This is a genomic window from Verrucomicrobiota bacterium (genome assembly GCA_038744685.1).
Lineage (GTDB): Bacteria > Verrucomicrobiota > Verrucomicrobiia > Opitutales > Puniceicoccaceae > Puniceicoccus.
The window spans coordinates 92642-113108 of sequence record JBCDMB010000006.1 but is presented as its reverse complement, the minus strand read 5'-3'; the positions used below and the strand labels follow the sequence as shown (position 1 = coordinate 113108).

Genomic DNA, 20467 nt, shown 5'->3' with positions numbered 1-20467 from the left:
CGTCCTCGATGTCTGTTCCATCCAGTCGGCTCCCGGACATCGAGACGATGTCCCTCCAGAGTTACGATTTAAAGTTCCACATTCGCGCTTTTTGTCCTTCTGAAACCCGAAACCCGGTTAAGCCGGTCCGCGGACATCGCCGTTCGGCAGCCTCAGGCCGGGGAGGCCGATCTCCCTCCAGTGTTTTTTCGGTCTCGCGCTTTCTTTTGGTTCTCCTCCATCCTTCGATGATGGCTCAAACCCTTCTTCTCGATGGATATAACCTGACCTTTCGCAGTTTTTATGCAGTTCCAGAACTGACTCGATCCGATGGTTTTCCCACGAATGCTCTCCATGGTTGGGTAAAGACGGTTTGGCGATTGAACGACATGTATCCCGACGCCCGGATCATTGCCTTTTTTGACCTTGATGGCGATCGGAAGCGGGAGGAGTTGTTACCTGACTACAAGGCCAACCGTTCGGAGATGCCGGACGAGCTCCGGAAACAAATTCCTGAGATTCGGAAGGTGACTGAGCTGATGGGAATCCGGGTAGTCGAACAGAGTGGGGTTGAAGCGGATGATCTAATTGCTTCCGCGGCAAAGTTGATTGGAGAGAGCGGGGGAGAAGCGGTGATCGTTAGTGCGGATAAGGATATGGCCCAATGTATTGGTGGCCCGGTTACGCAACTTTTGCCCCCACCCACGGCAAACCCGCGATTGGGCTGGCGCACCCTCGATGAATCAGGGGTGCAGGAAAAGTTTGGCGTTCGTCCGGACCAGATTGCGGATTACCTCGCGTTGGTCGGGGATACTTCCGATAACATTCCGGGTCTTTCCGGGGTAGGACCGAAGACGGCCTCGAACTGGCTGCGCTCTTACGGGACCATAGAGGCAATCATTCAAAACTCGGGTCGGCTCAAACCGCCGCGTTTTCAAACGAAGGTGAGTGAGGAAAGAGAGAATCTACTGCGTAATCAGGAGCTGACGCGGTTGGACCGAGGGCACAGTGTTTCTCTCGAAGCAGTTTCACCACAGACTTCAGAGCTGCGCGCGTTTCTCGAGGAGATGGAAATGAAAGCGACCGCTTCGGAGGTGGAGAAACGATATGGAGGCTGAGTCCTCGATTTACCAACGATGAGTAGTGTATTGCGAACCGTAAGATCGGCAGCTTAAGCAGCCGTCCCTGTCGCAGTCACCGCCGGAGAGTCTTGACCAACTGGGTGATTTGAAGTGGGATTCCGCACGGATGACCCTCTCTTACGTTACAAGATCAAGCCTGCAGATTCTCTTTGTTGGGGTTTTGGGTCTGGCCCTTGGCTCGGTGAGACTATCCGCTCAGCTCGATTTGGTCTTTGAAGATCAGTCTTCAGCTTTCGACGCGAGCGATGTCTGGATCACTTTTGATAACGGGGGAAGTGCGACTCCGTTCGACGTCACGTACACGCCAACGGGCGGCTCCAGCACACCGATCACTTTCGGCACGTACAACTCGGGCGGGTCTACCCTGACGAACCATTTAAGTTCTTCCATCCGCCTTTCGGAGGTGACGGGGAATCGTTTCACCGTGAACTCAGTGAGCAGCGTGGCGGTTTTCGTCAGTTACGGCTCCGGCTTTTCCAACTTGCAGGCGTCTCCTTCGTTTTTCAGTGGGGCTCCGGGGGCTGATGTCACTTATCAGAACTTCGAACTCACACGAACAGGTGGTTTAGGTGATCAGGGAAATTTGACCAACATCAATTACTTTACTGCTCCGATGAGTATCCGTAGCTTCTCGCAGGGCTACATGAGTGGCACTACACCAGTGCAAAGTACGGGATTTTCCCAATCAACTGTGCAAATTGCAAACCGACTGGCCGCACTATCCTCATCGAATTCGGTCTCTACCGGGGGAACGCTTCGCCGCTACGTCGGGCCATCGACCTATGCGAGCAACCCTCCCTATCCGAGCTTCTCGAATTACCTAGCCTCGGTCCACGCCTCCGGAGTCACCAATACCATTCAGAACAGCAATGCGTTTCAGACGAATGGAGCCACTTCGACGACGGGAACGAACTACAACTTTACCTTTACACTGACCTCGGTGGTCCAGTCCGACAACACCATCGAATTGACGGGTGAGATTACGACCGAAGTGAAAGACAATGCAACGGGCGTGACGACCTCAGGTGCTACCTACGCGAATGCCGACATCACGATTTCAGGAACGGATCAATCCGCCGTGGATCAGATCATCTACGGTCAGACGGCTGTTCCGGCTGCTCTTGCAGACGACGTCACTTACGGCCAAGGCTGGACGGACTGGGCTGCTTTTGTGCAGAATCCTGCGAACAATTTGACGGATAGTTTTCCGGAGGGTGTGGCCTTGGATAACCTCACTCTTACGCGAACGGCGATCGGTGAGATCACCACGGCGATTCTAATGGGTTTTCTCGGGAACGTAATGGTGGTAGATGGGAGTCCCTTGAATACCTTGCCGAGCGAAGACTGGTGGAAACTGGATCCCCTTTTGGCCTTTGACCAGATCCAGTCGGATCCGGATAACTACAACCAGTGGGCGGATGTCATTTACGATGCCTCAGCAAACGGAGCCTACAGTATTCCGTTCTCTGACCGCTTGGGAACCGGGCCATTGGTCAACAGTGTTCAGTTCAACCTTAATGGCACCGACTATGACATTGATGAATGGGTGGTGGGATTCGGAGACCCTGTTAGCGTAATTCCGGAGCCCGGTTCGGCAGTGCTTCTCGTCGGTCTTTCGGTAGTCGGACTCGCCCTTCAGCGTCGGCGTTAACGGAGAGGACAGGCAACCCGCCGGTTGGTTTCCTAGTCCAGCTGATTTTTAGGATTTTCTGGATTGTAATCGGGTTGACCTGATCCGCCTTGCTCGACCTGCGGCGTGTTTTCTTTCTCCCAAGGGTCTTTCTCTCCGAATTCATTCTTTTCTCTTTCGAGGAACTCGATTCTAGCAAAGTGATCTTTGTCCGACCCTTGAAGATCGCCAGTTATTCGAGCAGTCCAATAAAAAATTAGCGGAAGCAAATAAACTGCAAAAGCCAAGCTGGCAGAAATCGCTAAAAACCGAGCCCACGAAGGCCAAGAAACACTAAATTCTAGAAGAGCTTTCGTGGGAATGAGCAGGAACGATAGAACAACTAAGACGAGATAGAAGGCAAGAGCTCGAAATAGAACACTCCAGCCAAGCCGCCATTTGCTAATTCCTTCAGTTATTTTTTGTCTTCGAATAAAACCTTACTCTCCCGGATCGTAGATAAAGCCGACACCGTGAACGGTGCGGAAGGCGGCGTCGTCACAGTTGTGCCGCTTAAAGAGATCCCGAACTTTGACCACATATTGGTCTAGGGATCGACTTTTCAGATTTGCGTGTGGACCCCAGACCGCATGAATCAAACTCTTTCGAGGGATGACTTTCCCCTGGTTACCTACCAGATGAGCGAGAATCCCAAGTTCTTTCCGACCCAAAGTCTCTACAGAACCGTCAGAGAAACCGATTTCCATCCGCGCGCCATTCACGGTTGCGCCTAAAAATTCAAACGGTCCGTCGGCAACGGTTAAGTTAGGAGTCAGGTTCATGTCATTGCGGGAATCGGTTCGCCGCAGTACTGAGCGGATGCGCGCGATGAGTTCCCCGGCACTAAAGGGTTTCGTAATGTAATCGTCCGCACCAACATCCAGTCCTTTAACCTTTGCAGACTCTGAATTCTCACCCGTTAAAAAAATTACGGGGACCTTGGTCTGGCTTTTTTGGATATACTCTAGTAACTCGAAACCACTCCCGTCGGGTAAAGAGATGTCCAAGAGGACAAGATTCACGTGATTTTTGCTGAGATACTCCTCAGCGCGATTCACTCGGTCAAAAATCTGCCCATGCATCCCGGCTTCCGAAAGGTGCTCGGCAGTGACAGTGGCGATGGCTTCGTCGTCTTCTACAATAAGAATCAGGGGCTTGGAAGTGGTATCCATAGAGAGAGGAGAGACCTTTGTGATGGTGGCTGAACTAGGCTCTTGCCTAGCAAGCGGTGTAACTCCTCTGCTGGTTTTTTACAATAACAATACGCATTTTCTCTTGAACCTGCCTGCTTAGTCATATGCTGGGTGAATGAGCGAGTATCCTCCAATTCTGAACTTAGGCCTCCCGAAGGGTAGTCTGCAAGACGCGACTATCCGTCTTTTTGGGATGGCGGGATTCCGGATTCAAGTGAGCTCCCGGTCCTATCGGCCGTTGATTGACGACCCCGAGCTGGAAGCGAGTTTTGTTCGAGCGCAGGAGGTTAGTCGGTATGTGGAGCACGGATTCTTCGATTGCGGTTTAACAGGTCTCGACTGGGTTGAGGAAAACGATTCGCAGGTCGTGGAAGTTTGTGACCTGATTTACAGCAAGGCCTCCACTGCGAGGTCGCGATGGGTCCTGGCCGTTCCCGAGGACTCCGATATCCGGGAAGTAAAGGACTTGGAGGGAAAACGTGTCGCTACTGAGGTCGTGGGAATGACGAGGCGGTTCTTGGAGAAATACGGTGTATCAGCCGAAATCGAATTCTCCTGGGGAGCTACCGAGGTCAAAGTCCCTGATCTCGTCGATGCGATAGTCGACCTCACCGAGACGGGTAGTTCGCTTCGGGCGAACAAGCTTCGAATTGTTGAAACAATTCTTTACACAAACACAAAGTTGATCGCGAATAAGGAGGCTTGGGAGGATCCGATCAAGCGAAAGAAGATTGAGGATATTGCGCTTCTCCTCACCTCGGCACTGGAGGCTCAGAATAAAGTCGGGCTGAAGCTGAACGTTCCGCGTGAAAAGTTGGACGACCTACTGGATCTGTTGCCTTCGCTACGCGAGCCTACTATTTCTCCTCTTACGGCTGAAGATTGGGTCGCCGTAGAGACGATTATGGATGAGAAGGTGGTCCGTGAGATCATCCCTCAACTCAAAGCCAAAGGCGCTGAGGGCATTATCGAGTATCCGCTGAATAAGGTGGTTTATTGAGAGAGAAGTTTGGCATGGATAGCCATGGATGGAGAGGATGGTCACTCGTAATTCTGATCTTCCTCGACGTTCTAGTTACGGTTCCGCGACGCCTTCGATCCTCACCTCGATCCTCTCGACCCGAAAGTTGTTTTGGCGGGCTAGCAGGAGCATTCGTAAACGAAGGCAGTCGTCGTGAATGACTTTCTCTTCTTTAGTCTTCCGGCAGACTAACTTCATCTCGACAGAGCCTGGCGGATCGTTCGCGTAGAGTTGTGTGGGATCGTCCCGAACGATTTTTCGGAGAATCCCTGCTCCTATGAGGAGTGGGAGGTTGCGATAAATCGTGGGGAGGGAGATCAACCCGTCAATCTTGCGTGCCTCATCCAGCAGGTCCTCGGCGCTAAATGGAGAGGAAACACGCTGTGACGCTTGAAGCACGACACGCCGGGGAGTCGTCAAACGCTGGCCTTGAGCCCGTAGGTGTGAGGACCATGCTTCGCTTATGGCTTCGTTCTCTGAGGGCGACGGATCGCCTTCGGTCACGCCGCCTCCAGCTTATACCTAATCTCAAAGAGCACATTTCCTGCGGAAGACAATGAGTCGTCCCGCGCACGGGCCATGGCAGACTCGCAGAAGCTCTCCAAATCGGGCTCTTCAAGACGAATGGGCAAGCTCCCATTGTCGTACCCGCCGCATCCGCTGATCGCGATTTCGAGGTTCTCTTCAATCCACTCACGAAGAGGTGCCAAGGCCTTTTTTTTCTGCGGAGAGGCCGCGGAGAGAAGATCGTAAAAACAGCGGAGGCAATGGCCAGGGTGGCGTGCCGGCACCCGAGTCATTTCATAAAGATCCAGTATTTGATTGGCTTGGCGGGAGAAAGGTTGGCAAAGCGGTGTGATGATTTGCCGTGGTAGAGCCGGGCAGTTCGACGACTCAAGTGGCTTGATTGACATTTTCTGAGAATTTCAGATCTGAGAACGAATCGCAATGGTAAAGCAGGATGGTAGCAAAAAAACACCCCTCCCACGTCGGAAGGGGTGTTTACGCCAACGGCGTTGAAAAGACCGTGCTTTACCGCTCTTGGAATTCTCCGCACCAGTCTTCGGAACGGGTGACTGGGAACCTGGTTTCAAACTGGGTTTCCTCGTCAACACGAAATACCATCGTCTGGGGAGCGCGAACGCGGCATTCGCCTTCGTTTTCCTTCTTGGCATTCCAGTACTTGCAAGCCGCACAGGTCTTGGTCTCGGTTTTGGTTGTGCTCATGATTACTCCTTGGGTGTGACTGTGTCTTGTATTATAAATCAGGATACACAGTGGGCCTGTTCGAAGTTTTCCGCAAGTGCTGCAGACGACGATTCAGCACTTGTGAATGATAGTCAGTCGCAAAAAAGTCTCAGAAGCGATTGGGTCTCAATCTTCGACGAGTCCGGCATCATCTGAGGGGGCGAACCGGCCACTCTCAAAGGGGTGGATGAGGATTTCGAAGGCTTCGTCCAGCGAGTCGAGGATTCGGAAAAGACTAATGTCTTCAGGTAAAATGGTACCCCACTCAACGAGACTGGAAAAATTCATGGTGTTCTCCCAAAACTCTCTTCCGATGAGGAGGATTTCGATTCGCTTGGAGGTCTTCCTTGTCTGGACAAGAGTGAGCATTTCGAAAAGCTCGTCGAAAGTGCCGAATCCGCCGGGAAATACGACAAGGGCCTTTGCGTGGTAGAGGAACCAGTACTTTCGGAGGAAGAAGTAATGGAAATCAAAACTAAGTTCTTCATCGCAGTAGGGATTCAGTTTTTGCTCGAACGGAAGACTAATCCCCAAAGCGATGGATTTGCCTCCGGCCTCCCGCGCTCCCCGGTTGGCTGCTTCCATAATTCCTGGGCCGCCGCCGGAGCAAATGTGAAACTGACGATGAGGATCTTTTTGCTCGAGAGACCAGCGGGTGAGGCGTTCAGATAATTCCCTTGCCAAGTGATAGTATTTTGCTGCTCGTTCAATCTGTTTCTTGCGGGCAGTCAGCTGATCCATCGCCTCCTTGGACAATGAAGGACCGCCATGGGTTGCTTCCATCTCTTCCAGAAGTTCCTCAGCTCGTTCAGGAGCTGGATTCCGGGCGGATCCAAAAAAGACGATCGAGTTGTGAACATTTTCGTTGCTGAGGCGATAACCCGGCTCGGTTAACTCGCAAAGCACTCGAATCGGCCGAGCAAACCTGCTGGCGATAAAACTGTGATTGTTGTATGCTTTTTCCGGTTTGGGGCTTGGGGTTTCCGGGTTCGCGAATTCTTCTTCCTTGTTCATCCGTCTTTTTCCTGTACTACTTTAGTGCTTTATTGTTTTTGTGGTAAGCGAAAGTACAACAACCCGCCATTCAGAGTGGGAGGGTGCCCCGTCTGATCGGCGTTTCGACTGGTGGACACCCGCCGCCATGCTGCTCCTTGCGATCGCCGGTGTGTGTTTTATCCATTCGGCCCAAGCGTATACCGGCGGTGCGCTTTGGAGAATGCAGATCGTTTGGATCATTCTTGGTATTGGCGTGTATGCTTTCGTTTCACTCGTGAATTACAAGATCCTTCTGGAGAAAGCCCATTGGATTTACGCCGGTAGCATTGTACTCCTCTTGCTTGTAGAGACTCCTTTGGGGGTAGAGATCTATGGTTCCCGACGTTGGATCGACTTGGGTCTCTTGAATTTGCAGCCCTCTGAGCTGGCGAAAATCGCAGTAATTGTCATGATCGCCAGCGTGTTGGCGCGATCACGGGTTGGTGGTTTCAAGGATTCGCTGAATGTTCTTCTCAAGGTCGCCGCAGTCGCCGCGATTCCCATGGGCTTGATTTTTCTCCAGCCGGATCTTGGCTCGACTCTCGTTTTTCCTCCTTTGGTTTTCGGGCTTCTTTACGTGTCCAACCTGTCGGATCGTTTCTTTTACGTTTCTTTTGGAATCTTTGCCCTCCTTCTCGCGATAGTAGCCTTCGACTCTTATCGGTATTACCAACACACCTACGGGGCCGACCCGGATGTGGCGGCCGTTGCCGAGCGGCCCGACTATGAAGATCTTTCCCTTTTGCCGCTACACGACTACCAGAGAGACCGAATTTTGTCTTTCGTTGTCCCGGATCTGGTGGATCCGCGTGGCATCGGAGACAGCTGGAATGTGAAGCAATCGAAGATTTCAATTGGTTCAGGAGGTGTTTTTGGCAAGGGATTGGGAGAAGGAACCCAGGCCCTTCTCGGCTACCTGCCGCCGGCGGTAGCCCACAATGATTTTATCTTCGCGGTTCTTGCGGAGGAAATTGGTTTTACAGGAAGCGCGGTGGCGCTTGTGCTTTATGCAGTAATCATTCTAAACGGGTTCCGAATTGCGGGTTTGTCCCGCGACCGCTTTGGAATGTTACTCGCTGTCGGGGTTAGCGTCCTTCTACTGGTTCATGTCTTCATCAATGTTGGCATGACCATGGGCTTAACGCCGGTCACAGGCTTACCGCTTCCGTTCATGACTTACGGAGGCTCATTTCTTTTGAGCTGTTGCGTTCTCCAGGGACTGATCCAGTCCGTCTATCGATTCCGAAAGGATTTTTCATGATGAGACGACTGGCACCATATCCAGAAGCTTGCGGACAAGACAGCCGGAAAGGGTTCTCCATGACAACACACCCAAAAAAAGGAAAACATCATGGAATCATCACCAGAATCCCCAACCTCACCAGCAGCCGAGAACAAGGAAGATACAACCCATCTGGATGAGTTGGAAAAGCCTCCGGTAGAAAAGCCTATCGAGGTCATACCGGAGGAAAAGCTGAAGGGAGACGCCGACAAGCGTTCAAAGAAACAACCAATGGTTACCCGGATTGTCCGGGCTTTACGCAAGGAAAAGAAGGACTTTGCAGAGTTGGTCATCAATTCCGAACCGCTCGAGACGCGGGTAGCCCTTTTGCGAAACGGGGTGCTCGAGAAATTTGAAGTCGAGCGTCAGGGGGACGATCGGATGGTCGGAACGATCTACAAAGGTAAGATTCAGAACCTTGAGCCGGGTTTGAAGGCGGCCTTCGTTGACATCGGCGAGCCCAAGAATGCTTTCCTTCACTATTGGGATATTCTTCCGGCGGCGAACGACAATTCGATTGAGATCGTCCGTGACAATAAGAATACGAAGAACAACGACAAAGCCGGCGAAAAGATCACCGTTAAAGATATACCCAAGAAGTATCCGGTCGGCTCTGATATCGTTGTCCAGATCACCAAAGCAACGATAGGAAGCAAGGGACCGCGCACTACGACTAACATCGCTCTTCCGGGCCGTTTCATTGTTCTTATGCCTTTTTCCGGGCAATGTGGAATCTCACGAAAAATAGCGGATAAGGAGGAGCGCGGACGCCTGAAGCGAATCCTGCGTGACCTTACCATCCCAGAAGGTATGGGGGTGATTATCCGAACGGCCGGGGAAGGAAAGAAGGATCGTTACTTCGTTCGCGACCTCCACTTACTGCTGAAGAAGTGGGAGGAGATCCAAGAGAAGATGAACTCTTCGAATAAGCCGGTTTGTCTCTATCGGGAGCCTGATTTGGTGGAAAGAACGGTGCGTGACTTTTTGACGGAGGACATTGATCGGGTGATCATTGACAATCCTGACGACCACTCCCGGATGTTGGATTTAGTGGGTCAGATCTCCAGTCGTTCGAAAGCAAAGATTGCGATTTTCAAGGAGAACATTCCGATCTTCGAGCGGTTCAATGTAGAACGCCAAATCGAGCAGACCTTTATGCGGAAGGTGCCGCTTCCCAGTGGTGGAGAAATTGTGATCGAGGAAACGGAGGCCATGGTCTCCGTCGATGTGAACACTGGAGGTCACAAGGGTGGTTCAAAGGACGGGAAAGACTTCATCGTTCGGGCAAACCTCGAAGCGGCCGCAGAGGTGGCGCGCCAAATCCGCCTGAGGAACATTGGTGGCCTGATTGTGATCGACTTTATTGACATGAAGCAAAAGCGGGATCGCAACGCCGTTTACCAGAAGATGAGGCAAGAGATGGCCCGTGACGCGGCGAAGAGCCATGTCCTTCCCATCTCTCAACTAGGGCTTCTTCAGATGAGTCGCCAGCGCCACAAGGAAAGTCATTCCAGCGGAATCTACACTTCGTGCCCCTACTGCAACGGTCGTGGTATTGTAAAGTCTGCTCGCACGATCAGCGTAGAAATTCAAAGAAGGCTCGTGAGCGTTTCGCGGCATGCTCGAGCCTCAAATTCAGTCGAGGATCCTCTCTTCCTGCGGATTCTTCTTCATCCGGTGAATCTGGAGAGGCTTCGGGCTGAGGACGAGGCGCATCTGATTGAATTGGAGCGTAGTTATAATGTGAACCTTTCGTTCCGTGCAGATCCGTCCTATCACGTTGAGAATTTCAAGATTCTCGATGGAAAGACAGGACGGGAGCTGCACTAGAGGGAGTCATGAGAATCCTCCTTGCCTTCGACAAATTCAAAGGTGCCATGACTGCGGGGGAGGCCTGCACTGTGACATCCGCTACGTTACGGTCAGCCTTGCCGGAAGCGGTGATTGATGAGGCACCTCTGACTGACGGAGGCGAAGGCTTTTGCTCCATACTTACGGAAGGAGCTGGTGGATACCTTGAGTGGCACGAGATCGTAGATCCTCTTGGCCGTCCGCTGTCGGCTCCGATTGGCTGGGTCGACTCCTCGGATCTCACCGAGACTGCCCGCGGTCTGGTCGGTCTCGAAGACGGGAAGCGGATTGCGGTTGTCGAAATGGCTTCAGCCAGTGGTTTGTTGCTGCTCGATCCGTCCGAACGAGATCCTTGGAAGACGAGCACTTACGGTACGGGTGAGCTCATTCGCATCGCAGCAGACGACGGGGCGGATCTGATTCTTCTTGGAGTCGGAGGAAGTGCGACCAACGACTGTGGGGCAGGAGTTTTGGAAGCATTGGGGGTTGAGTTTACGAGTAGGAGAGGGTTTACCCCTCGACCAGAGGATTTGGGTGATGCGGATCGAGAGATCAACCCTCTTCTGCGGAAATCGTTTGGAATCACTCCGGCCCAATTCTCTGAGATTGATGCGATTGAATTCTCTTCGGCCCAGTCTCTCCCGCCGGTGTTGATCGCTTCGGATGTAGAGAGTCCACTACTTGGAGAGGCAGGTGCGACCCACGTTTTCGGACCGCAGAAGGGCCTAAAGGCTGTTGCTGAGATGGAGTCGGCGGTAGAGCGATTGGCATTGCTTCTCGCTAGTAGCTCCAGGCTCTCTCCTGATCCTTCCTCTCCGGGAATGGGGGCCGCCGGTGGTATTGCTTTTGGCCTTTCTGCCCTGACGCAGACAAGGATTGTGCCGGGATTTTCCTTGGTTTCCGAGTGGATGGGATTGCCCGCGAAGCTTGAGGCGGCGGACTGGCTCTTTACTGGCGAGGGTAAACTGGATAAGGGTTCGCTGAGTGGTAAAGGCCCGGTAGCCCTCCTGCGGTCCGCTGCACGATCCGATCTTCGTTCGGTTGTGATTGCCGGGATTATTGAGGACGGAATCGCAGACGCTTTGTCAGACGAGCTGGGTGATTGTTCCTGTTACCAACTTTCCAATCCTGAATGGAGTCTATCGGAAGCGTTTGAGAGGGCGAAAGGCCGACTGGAAGAGGTTGTTCGTGACTGGACGACACGGTAAAGAGTCGAATGAACGAAGAGGAGAAGAGACTTCGCGAAGAACGGTTTTCCCGAATTCGACGGGTCAAACGTCTTCTACGACCTCTTCCTCGTCGCGCGACCCTTCACCGTTACCCTGTGTTGAGTTGGTTTGCGAACACCGCTCGAAAAAAGGCTTACTTGTGGTCGTTTCGAAGGAGCGAAGTGTATCCGGCGTTTTATGTCGGCTGGGTCTTGACGCTTGTCCCTCTCTATGGACTTCAGATCCTCCTCGCGTTTCTGCTGGCTCTCTCGTTTCGAGCAAACCTGATGATTATGGTGGCTCTGCAACTCGTATCCAATCCTGTCACAGTTCTTCCTCTTTGGTACTTTAATTTTCTGGTTGGGAACTTTTTCCTGAGGATTTTTTTTGGCGAATCGCCGGTGCGTTACGGCGAGTTAATTGCAGAAGCGTCGAACAAGGGTCTTAATTTTAAAGAGACCTTTGGCTTCATCATCGAACGCACCCGTGAGACCGGGTCCAGCGTCGTGACCGATATTGTTGGAAGGTTGGTCGGCGGCACCTTTCTAGGTGGGCTCCTCGTTGGGCTGGTGGCCGGGTTTATCTCCTGCTGGATTTACAAGATTGTCATTGAGCGTTACAAACCACCCTACACGAAAGTAGCTGGCGAAGCCCTAAAGAGTGATCGGGCGAAAAAGAACTGAAGGTTGCGACTCTACTTGCCAAATTCGTTATTAGGGCAACGCACCCAGTCGTCCTTCCTTACGCCCATCGAATAGATAGTGGCGCACAGCTCGCTCGTAGTTTCGCGCTCCGAAGGCAGCAGCTACATCCGGATTCGACTGGATGTACCAGCGGGGGTCGAACTGGGGATGTGCGGCTCTCCCCTCGGGCAACCCGTTATCGATCCAATGTTTCAAAGAGTCCCGATAGTTCCGTGGTCCGAAAGCTCTCTGAAGATCCGGATTCATTGCGACATACCATTTCACGTCCATCACGGGTGAGCTGGAACGGCCTTCTTCGATTCCAAAACGCAACCAGTGTTTCTTGAGTTCCCGTTCGTCCCCGCGGAAAGCGCGTTGTAGGTCGGGATGTGCCTCCGAATAGTACTCGACATCGAAGATGGGTAGCTCGGTCAACCAATCGTCGTCAGCGATGAGAACAAAGGGAAGCAGGAAAAAGGCTACTGGGAAAGCGACTCGCATCGAAAAGTAGAATAAAAACGCTACGATGGGGCTGACAAGAACGATCCCAGTGCAATCGGACAAAGATGATTGCGTGAACGAGTCGCTCATTCCCGTACGAGGCAGTCAAGGAGCAGAGGGCACTCCTCTTCGTCTTTCCGCGTCTATCGCAAGGAAAGCTTGACCAATTTCTCAGTAGTCGGACTGTCGCCGACTGTTCTCAGGCTCCGCTCCACGGCTTTCTTCGCATCGACTGGTTTGAAACCGAGAGTGACCAGAGCAGCGGCGGCTTCCTCGATCATTGCCTGGCCGTTTGTATCTTCGGGGACTCCAGCAGGACTCGATGGAATACCGAAGGAGGGGACTTTATCCCGAAGTTCGACAACGATTCGTTCGGCGGTCTTTTTCCCAATGCCCGGGCATTGCGAAAGCATTATCGTATCGCTGGAAGCGATTCCTGAGGCGAGTGATTCTGCAGGAACGCGGCTCAACAGCGTGAGCGCAGTTTTGGGTCCAATCCCGGAAACCTTGGTAAGGAGGTCGAAGAAATCCCGCTCCGTTGCATCGAAGAAACCGAAAAGATCGGCAGAGTCCTCGCGGAAAACCTGACGGATGTGTAGCTTTACCGATCCGCCTTTCGCCGGAAGACCCTCTGAGACCCGCAAGGGAATGTGAACTCCGTAGCCAACGCCGTTGGCAAGAATGACCGCGTGTAACGGAGTGGAGTGGAGCAGTTCTCCTTCGAGATAAACGATCATTTCAGATCTCTGGGTCTTTCCATTCGTCGAACACTAGAATGTCGTTGGGCCGCTGCGAGTTGCCTCTCCGTTCGTCCAAAATCTCCTCTTTTAATTCTGGATCGATCCAGAAAAGGCCGTGGTGTCCAGCGGACTCGCTCAGGCGAACATCGAAGTGTTCCGGAAAGCGAATCCATGCCCAGAAGGCCACTCTGTAAAAGGGAACCTTTGTTCCTGGAACGAAAGCAGCGTCCTCATGAACAAACTCTTCCAGGCGATGGGCAAGGGCGATTTTCTCTTCAAGGTTAGTAGATTCACGATATTGATCGATTAAGACGTCCATTTCTGGAATCGCCGTGTTGGAGATGTTGTTGGTTTGAGGAACATTCGCGTTGGAGGAGTGAAATCCCTCCCAGTAGCGAGGATAGGGAAGTGTGCTGTTCCATCCGCTCAAAACAATATCGTGCTGTTTTTCGAGTACCTGCTTAAATGCTGAAGTAGGCTCTAGGGCCAATATCGTGAGATCAAGGCCTGCTTTTCTGGCTTCTTCTTTGAGAATTTGAGCGACGTCGACACGTGGACCTTCTGAGACGAGAAGGCTGAAACCAAGTCTTTGGCCTTCACTGTTTCGAAGGATGCCGTCGGGTCCTTGTTCAGTGAACCCCGCTTCCGCAAAGTATTGGCGGGCCTTCTCTGGTGAGAACTCACGGGCACGGAGTTCCGGATGGGTAAACTCCCCGAATCCATCGGCACTCGTGTTGAGTCGAGAGAAGTCACCCCGAAAATGTCGGTTGATGACGCGATCATAGTTGGTCGCATGCTGAATTCCCTTTCGGATGTTAAGGTCACTTAGAAGAGGTTTGGCTGAGTTGATCCATAGCCCAACGCTCGGTTGAGGAATATCGTTGTAAAAGACGGCCTTTCGAATGAGGCCTCTTTCGAACTCAGGAACTCCTTCGGAACGCTCATACCAGAACTCAGGTAGAGACAAACCAAATAGGTCAAAGTCGCCTTTCTTGAATCGTTCATAGGCAAGGTTGAAGTCCGGAACTACTTCGTAGAGTTTCGCGGTTGGGTTATAACGGTTGCGGTAAAACTTGTGGTCGTCAGCCCACCAGTTCTCGACCCGCGTCATTCGGATCGACCGCTGGCGTCTGTTCTCCGGTCTCAGCTCGTAGGGTCCTGTAGTAGGTTCAAACCTCCATTGGTTGGTTGTTACCCAGTCGGGACCCATCGTTCCGTGAAAGTGCGCTGGAACGGGTTTGAGATCGATCACTTGGAGTGGCTCCGGCTTCGGACCGGAAAGATGAATTGCAAAGGTCCGATCGTCGTATCGGGTGATCCCATCAAACTGTTCCGTGTACCAGTTGTTGTACCACAAGTCTCTGATGTAGGGAGACTGCATGAAGTAAAAAAGATAGAAGTAGTCGTCGGTAGTGACCGGTTCCCCGTCAGAAAAAGTCGCTTCCGGCCGGAGGCGATAATAGACGGTTTGCTTGTCATCGGACTCTGCCCATTCTTCGGCCAGAGCCGCGAAGAACTTTCCAGTTACAGGGTGGCGGGTTGTGAGTCTGACAGAATTATCGTCCAAAAAGACGCTCCGCATGGAGTGGTTGGCGTCGGGACCCACCAGCCGAACGGTTGGTGGGAAATTGAGCATAAAGGCACGTAGCGTTCCTCCACGAATGGCATCGGGAGATGAAAACACTGGCTGATCCATTCCATCCTGCCAATTCAGGTCGGAGGGTAGTTCCTCGAGTGTGGAAAAGCGGAAAAACTCGGGATTCGCGGCGTAGTATTCTTCGGGTGAGACCACGTCTTCGGCTACAGCGGCCTCGTTCTCACTGTCCGAAGCAGGGGCGCAAGCGGACAGAAGAAACGCTGACATCGTGAGGAGAAGTAGGCCGATTGGTTTGGTAAACGGATGAGAGGAATGATCCATGACTGTAGAAGGCTGGCGAATTTTAGACTGGGTGCAAATCGGATCGGATCGGATTTTGGGAGAAAACCGGTATCCATGAAGGGACATCGTCTCCTCCTTCGCCGAGGCTTCGGCGGGCAGGCTCCGATGTCCGCTTTTTCCTTCTGGACGAAACAGCGGACGCCGAGGCCGGCGTCCCTCCAGCTATCTTCAATGATCATAAAAAAGCCCGGCGAAAGTTCGCCGGGCTCTGCAAAATGAGATCCTTGCGAGGAGGGCTTAGGACTCGTCTTCGTCGCCGCCTTCGGCTTCGGCCATGGCCGCTTTGCGGCTGAGCTTGACCCGGCCTTTGTCGTCGATGCCAATGCACTTCACGACCAGTTCATCGCCGAGTTTGGCTACGTCTTCCGTCTTCGCGACCCGGAAATCAGCGAGTTCGGAAATGTGGCAGAGGCCTTCCTTTCCGGGCAGGCATTCAACGAAAGCACCAAAGTCTTTCACTCCACGCACGATTCCTTTGTAGATGCGTCCGACTTCGATCTCGGCCGTGCAGAGATCGATTTCTTCAATCGCGCGCTTCAGAGTATCTGCGCCTTGGGCGAAGACGAGGAGGCGTCCGCTGTTGTCTTCGTTGATGTCGATGTCGGCACCGGTGAGCTCTTGAATCCGACGGATGTTCTTTCCGCCCGGACCGATCAAGGCGCCGATTTTATCCGGATCGATCTTCATCGAATGGATTCGCGGAGCGTTCGGATTGATCTCCGAACGCGGCGCAGGCATCGCCTCAGCCATTTTGTCGAGGATCTTCAAACGCGCTTCGGTCGCAGCCTCAATGGCTTCATCAGCAATGTCGAAAGGCAGGCCTTGAATCTTCAGGTCCAGCTGGAAACCGGTGATACCGTCCTTTGTTCCGGCGATCTTGAAGTCCATATCTCCAAAGTGATCTTCTGCACCGATAATATCAGTGAGGACTTTGTGGCTCTTGATCGCACCGCTTTCGTCCATGTCGGTGACGAGTCCCGCGGAGATACCTGCAACCATCCCTGTTATCGGCACACCTGCATCCATCAGCGCAAGACAGCCGCCACAGATACTGGCCATGGAAGTCGATCCGTTCGATCCCATAATCTCCGAAACCACTCGGATTGCATAGGGGAACTCTTCTTCGGTGGGAATAATGGGAAGAAGGGAGCGTTCAGCGAGTGCGCCATGTCCAATCTCGCGCCGACCGGTGAAACCAAACCTACCAGTTTCTCCTACCGAATAAGGAGGGAAATTGTAATGAAGGTAAAAGGACTTCGCACTGGCGCCGCCGGTGAGGGCGTCTAGCTCTTGGGTGTCCTTGCTGGTACCAAGAGTTGCGTAGACGAGTGCCTGGGTCTCTCCACGATTGAAGATGGACGTGCCATGCACCTTCGGCAAAACGCCAGTAGTGGCTGAAATTTCGCGAAGGTCACCCGGAGCGCGACCGTCGGCTCGCTTGCCCTTCTCTAAAATGTTCGAGCGGTAGACTTCTTCCTGAAGCACTTCGAAAGAGAGGGAGATCTGATCCGGATCGAAGTCTTCCTCGCCGACCTTTTCTTTTACGGCTTCTGAGACTTCCTCCTTGATCTTGCCTACTGCCTCACCTCGGGACTGTTTGTCCGCGATGAAGATGGCCTCTTCCAGCTTGCTGCCAGAGAGCTCCCGACAAAGGGCCAGGATTTCCGGTCTAGGAACGTAGAGTTCAAACTCACTCTTCGCCTTGGTAACTTTCGCAGCGAGTTCCTTCTGTGCGGCTACGATTGGTTGGATCTTTTCCTGACCGAAACGGAGTGCTTCTTGAAAGCGTTCCTTGGAGATGAAGTCAGCGCTTCCCTCGATCATCATCATCTCTTTTTCGTTCCCCACGTAAATGAGGTCCAAGGTCGAGTCGAACATCTGATCCTGAGTCGGGTTGGCGACGAATTCTCCATCGATTTCTGCCACTCGAACACAACCAACAGGGCCATTCCAAGGAATATCCGACACCATCAGAGCGGCCGATGCAGCGTTGACCATGAGGATGTCTGGCTCGTGGATTCCGTCGATCGAGAGGGCCATTCCGATTACCTGAACCTCGTTCATAAAGCCCTTCGGAAAGAGCGGCCTCAGAGGACGGTCGCAGAGTCTGGACGTCAGGATTTCCTTCTCGGTTGGACGCGCTTCCCGCTTGAAGTATCCTCCTGGGAAGCGTCCGGCAGCGGCAAACTTCTCACGGTAGTCGACCGTAAGAGGGAAAAAATCCTGTCCGGGGCGGAGCGATTTAGCAGCGCAGGCACTCGCAAATAGAGTAGTCTCGCCGAGGGTAAGGGTGACTGAACCGTTTGCCAGGTTGGCAAGACTTCCGGTTCCGATTTCGAGCCCAAGTTCTTCAACTCGGACAGTATGCTTTTGTTCCATATCTTTTTCGTTGCTTGTAAGAGGGTGGGGGGCGCACGACCGCTCTTCAGTCGTGCATCTGGTCTTCCCACTTCTCACGCATCCGGGGAAGACACGGTTTTGCCTGAAACCTTTGGGTCGGCTAGCGACGGATGTTCAGGCGCTGCAGCAGCTCGTTGTATTTGTCGAGATCGTGACGTTTCACGTAGTCGAGCAGTTTACGGCGGCGGGCGGTCATCTTTAGCAGGCCACGGCGAGAATGGAAATCCTTGCGGTGTGCGCGAAGGTGTTCGGTGAGATGAGAGACGCGTGCCGTAAGCAACGCAATCTGCACCTCGGCTGAACCGGTGTCGCCGTCGTGGGTCTTATACTCTGAGATGATCTTTTCTTTATCGATGGATGTTTCGGACATAGATTTTAGTGATTTTCACGACTTTGGGAGTTTCGGAGGAAACCCCGCACCACAGCGCGGCGCCGTAAGTGCCGTTGAATCCCTATTGCAATGAGGGAAAGCCGAGGGGGCTGGCTGTCTCCAACTGGCCCCTAACGCTGGTGGGGAGTAAGTGAGTGGAGAGCGTTCGGGGCAAGCACAAAAGTCGGAAGTCAAAATGAATTGCTTCACCAATGAGAATTCGTGAACCTCGCGGTTTTTCTGAAGGGAATGCGTATAAGGACAAACGGAAGGGTCTTCTCCGGTGAGTGATGCGATTCAGCATGAGTGCGGCCTGGCGGTCGTGCGGCTTCGGAAGCCCCTGGAATACTACGGCGAGAAATATGGCACTCCGCTGTGGGGATTTTATCGGCTTTTTCTTCTCATGGAGAAGCAGCACAATCGTGGTCAGGATGGCGCGGGGGTCGGAGCGGTGAAGTTGGACATGCCCGCAGGATCTCCGTATGTGTATCGGGAGCGAAGTGTGAAGTCCAACTCGCTTGACCGAATCTTTAGAGGGTTGATGAAGGAGTACGACAGTCGTGTAAAGTCGGGCGAGATTCATCCGGAGATTCCCGGCAGCGTCAAAAATGGATTCAACTTTGGGGCAGAACTTTTGCTGGGGCACCTCCGTTACGGCACCTCTGGTGGATACAGCCAGAAAGTGTGTCACCCCTACTTTCGCAAAAGCAACTGGCCGATGCGCAACCTGCTCTTGGCAGGAAATTTCAACATGACGAATACGACTGATCTCAACGAACGTCTTGTTTCGCGGGGTCAGCATCCGGTCTTCAACACAGATACACAGACCATCCTCGAGGAGGTCGGTTACCACCTTGATGAGGAACACAATCGATTGTATCGTCACTTCCGCGACGACGAAGGTCTCGGTGGACTGGAAAACAGTGACAAGATTTCCCGCTCCCTCGATCCGGCACGGGTCCTTCGGGATGCGAGTCACGAATGGGACGGAGGATACTCAATTTCTGGGTTAATTGGAAACGGGGATCTCTTTGTGCTTAGGGATCCATGGGGCATCCGGCCTCTCTATGCGTTGGTCAATGATGAGGTGATTGCTTATGCCTCTGAGAGGGCGCCGTTGATGACTGTCTTCCAGACTGACGCGGACGGGGTGCGTGAGGTGGAGCCGGGTTCGATTGAGGTGGTAAAGTTTGACGGGGTCCACTCAGTGGAGCGGATACGGGAGCAAAAATCGCGTTCCTCGTGCTCGTTTGAGCGGATTTACTTCTCGCGCGGAAATGATTTCGAGATTTACGAGGAGCGAAAAAAACTCGGAGCGGCTCTCGTGCCAAAGGTCTTGGACTTGATCGAAGGGGATTTAGAAAAAACAGTCTTCAGCTATATTCCCAATACTTCCGAAGTTGCCTACTATGGGATGATGCAGGGTCTGCGGCGGCATCGCCGGGACGAGGTGAAGGCTGCGATCCTTAAACGGATGAAAGAGGGCACGCTGGATGAGAGTTCGCTCGATGAGCTCATCATGGCCAACTGGCCAAGGTCGGAGAAAGTCGCGAACAAAGACATAAAACTGAGGACGTTCATCAGTCAGGAAAAGGGTCGTGGCGAGATGGTTTCTCACGTCTACGATATCAGCTACGGGTCGGTGAGCCCCGGGGAGACTTTGGTTTGTCTCGACGACTCGATCGTTCGGGGAACTACTCTCAGACGCTCGATTATCAAGATTCTCTCCCGCCTTCACCCCTCCCGGATCATTATCGTTTCCACTGCTCCGCAGATTCGCTACCCGGATTGCTACGGGATCGATATGTCAGAGCTTGGAAACTTCATTGCTTTTCAGGCTATGGTTGAGTTGCTCAAGGAGGAAGGGCGTAATGGAATGCTGGAAGAGGTCTATCACGCGTGTCTTGAGCAGAGGGACAAAAATCCTGAAGAGATGAAAAATCACGTGTCGACCCTCTATGATTGTTTCTCAGCGGAGAAGTTGTCGCGCAAGATCTCCGAATTGGTTACGCCGATCACCCCGGATTGGAACGGTGAGGTTCAAATCGTTTTCCAGAGTATCCAAGCCCTTCACAAAGCACTTCCCAACAACGGCGGGGATTGGTATTTTACAGGAAAGTTCCCAACACCAGGAGGCTACAGGGCGCTTAACCAAGCCTATCTCAACTTTTACGAAGCGAGAACGGGGAGAAGTTACTGATAACTG

The 20467-nt window shown here is 52.8% G+C and carries 18 protein-coding genes; 8 read left to right on the top strand and 10 right to left on the bottom strand.

Going from position 1 to position 20467, the window contains the following annotated elements; all coding sequences use genetic code 11:
• Nucleotides 1–8: 8 nt before the first annotated feature.
• Nucleotides 9–1097: a 5'-3' exonuclease H3TH domain-containing protein gene (locus AAGJ81_05815; GenBank protein MEM0965646.1), complete on the top strand. Its 1089-nt coding sequence runs from the start codon at nucleotides 9–11 to the stop codon at nucleotides 1095–1097.
• 130 nt (nucleotides 1098–1227) lie between these two features.
• On the top strand, nucleotides 1228–2772 hold the full coding sequence (locus tag AAGJ81_05810; GenBank protein ID MEM0965645.1) for a hypothetical protein: 1545 nt from the start codon (nucleotides 1228–1230) through the stop codon (nucleotides 2770–2772).
• A 458-nt stretch (nucleotides 2773–3230) separates the two neighbouring features.
• Here AAGJ81_05810 and AAGJ81_05805 read toward each other — a convergent pair whose 3' ends face one another.
• Entirely contained in the window at nucleotides 3231–3962 is a 732-nt protein-coding gene (locus AAGJ81_05805; protein ID MEM0965644.1) for a response regulator transcription factor, read from the bottom strand.
• A 136-nt stretch (nucleotides 3963–4098) separates the two neighbouring features.
• Between AAGJ81_05805 and hisG the strand changes: the two genes are divergently transcribed.
• A complete protein-coding gene (hisG, locus tag AAGJ81_05800) occupies nucleotides 4099–4983 on the top strand; it encodes an ATP phosphoribosyltransferase (GenBank protein MEM0965643.1) in 885 nt (294 codons plus the stop codon).
• Nucleotides 4984–5058: 75 nt separating this feature from the next.
• Here the strand turns inward: hisG and AAGJ81_05795 are convergent, their stop codons facing one another.
• From AAGJ81_05795 to AAGJ81_05780, 4 genes are all read right to left on the bottom strand, one after another.
• On the bottom strand, nucleotides 5059–5508 hold the full coding sequence (locus AAGJ81_05795; protein MEM0965642.1) for a transcriptional repressor: 450 nt from the start codon (nucleotides 5506–5508) through the stop codon (nucleotides 5059–5061).
• Complete coding sequence (locus tag AAGJ81_05790) at nucleotides 5505–5918, bottom strand: hypothetical protein (protein MEM0965641.1); 414 nt, start codon at nucleotides 5916–5918, stop codon at nucleotides 5505–5507. Before AAGJ81_05790 ends, AAGJ81_05795 begins: the two co-directional genes overlap by 4 nt.
• A gap of 118 nt (nucleotides 5919–6036) precedes the next feature.
• Nucleotides 6037–6231, bottom strand: coding sequence for a hypothetical protein (locus AAGJ81_05785; GenBank protein MEM0965640.1), 195 nt, complete (start codon nucleotides 6229–6231; stop codon nucleotides 6037–6039).
• Between the two features lie 147 nt (nucleotides 6232–6378).
• On the bottom strand, nucleotides 6379–7266 hold the full coding sequence (locus AAGJ81_05780; protein MEM0965639.1) for an LOG family protein: 888 nt from the start codon (nucleotides 7264–7266) through the stop codon (nucleotides 6379–6381).
• 40 nt (nucleotides 7267–7306) lie between these two features.
• On the opposite strand from AAGJ81_05780, the gene AAGJ81_05775 reads away from it, so the two are divergent.
• The 4 genes from AAGJ81_05775 to AAGJ81_05760 all read left to right on the top strand — a co-directional run bounded on the left by AAGJ81_05775 (nucleotide 7307) and on the right by AAGJ81_05760 (nucleotide 12311).
• The gene (locus tag AAGJ81_05775; protein ID MEM0965638.1) at nucleotides 7307–8548 is read left to right on the top strand and encodes an FtsW/RodA/SpoVE family cell cycle protein; all 1242 of its coding nucleotides are present in this window, start codon (nucleotides 7307–7309) and stop codon (nucleotides 8546–8548) included.
• Between the two features lie 90 nt (nucleotides 8549–8638).
• Complete coding sequence (locus AAGJ81_05770; GenBank protein ID MEM0965637.1) at nucleotides 8639–10399, top strand: Rne/Rng family ribonuclease; 1761 nt, start codon at nucleotides 8639–8641, stop codon at nucleotides 10397–10399.
• 8 nt (nucleotides 10400–10407) lie between these two features.
• Entirely contained in the window at nucleotides 10408–11628 is a 1221-nt protein-coding gene (locus AAGJ81_05765; GenBank protein MEM0965636.1) for a glycerate kinase, read from the top strand.
• Between the two features lie 8 nt (nucleotides 11629–11636).
• Nucleotides 11637–12311 (top strand): DUF2062 domain-containing protein, encoded by a 675-nt coding sequence (locus AAGJ81_05760; GenBank protein MEM0965635.1) that lies wholly within the window; start codon nucleotides 11637–11639, stop codon nucleotides 12309–12311.
• A gap of 30 nt (nucleotides 12312–12341) precedes the next feature.
• Here AAGJ81_05760 and AAGJ81_05755 read toward each other — a convergent pair whose 3' ends face one another.
• From AAGJ81_05755 to rpsO, 5 genes are all read right to left on the bottom strand, one after another.
• Nucleotides 12342–12902 carry a hypothetical protein gene (locus tag AAGJ81_05755; protein ID MEM0965634.1) on the bottom strand — a complete coding sequence of 187 codons (561 nt, stop codon included), beginning with the start codon at nucleotides 12900–12902 and terminating at the stop codon, nucleotides 12342–12344.
• A 53-nt stretch (nucleotides 12903–12955) separates the two neighbouring features.
• On the bottom strand, nucleotides 12956–13549 hold the full coding sequence (ruvA, locus tag AAGJ81_05750; GenBank protein MEM0965633.1) for a Holliday junction branch migration protein RuvA: 594 nt from the start codon (nucleotides 13547–13549) through the stop codon (nucleotides 12956–12958).
• A gap of 1 nt (nucleotide 13550) precedes the next feature.
• Entirely contained in the window at nucleotides 13551–15470 is a 1920-nt protein-coding gene (locus AAGJ81_05745; protein MEM0965632.1) for an extracellular solute-binding protein, read from the bottom strand.
• Nucleotides 15471–15728: 258 nt separating this feature from the next.
• Nucleotides 15729–17870: a polyribonucleotide nucleotidyltransferase gene (locus AAGJ81_05740; GenBank protein ID MEM0965631.1), complete on the bottom strand. Its 2142-nt coding sequence runs from the start codon at nucleotides 17868–17870 to the stop codon at nucleotides 15729–15731.
• A 121-nt stretch (nucleotides 17871–17991) separates the two neighbouring features.
• Nucleotides 17992–18261 (bottom strand): 30S ribosomal protein S15, encoded by a 270-nt coding sequence (gene rpsO, locus AAGJ81_05735; GenBank protein MEM0965630.1) that lies wholly within the window; start codon nucleotides 18259–18261, stop codon nucleotides 17992–17994.
• Between the two features lie 283 nt (nucleotides 18262–18544).
• Between rpsO and AAGJ81_05730 the strand changes: the two genes are divergently transcribed.
• A complete protein-coding gene (locus tag AAGJ81_05730) occupies nucleotides 18545–20461 on the top strand; it encodes an amidophosphoribosyltransferase (GenBank protein ID MEM0965629.1) in 1917 nt (638 codons plus the stop codon).
• Nucleotides 20462–20467: the final 6 nt, after the last annotated feature.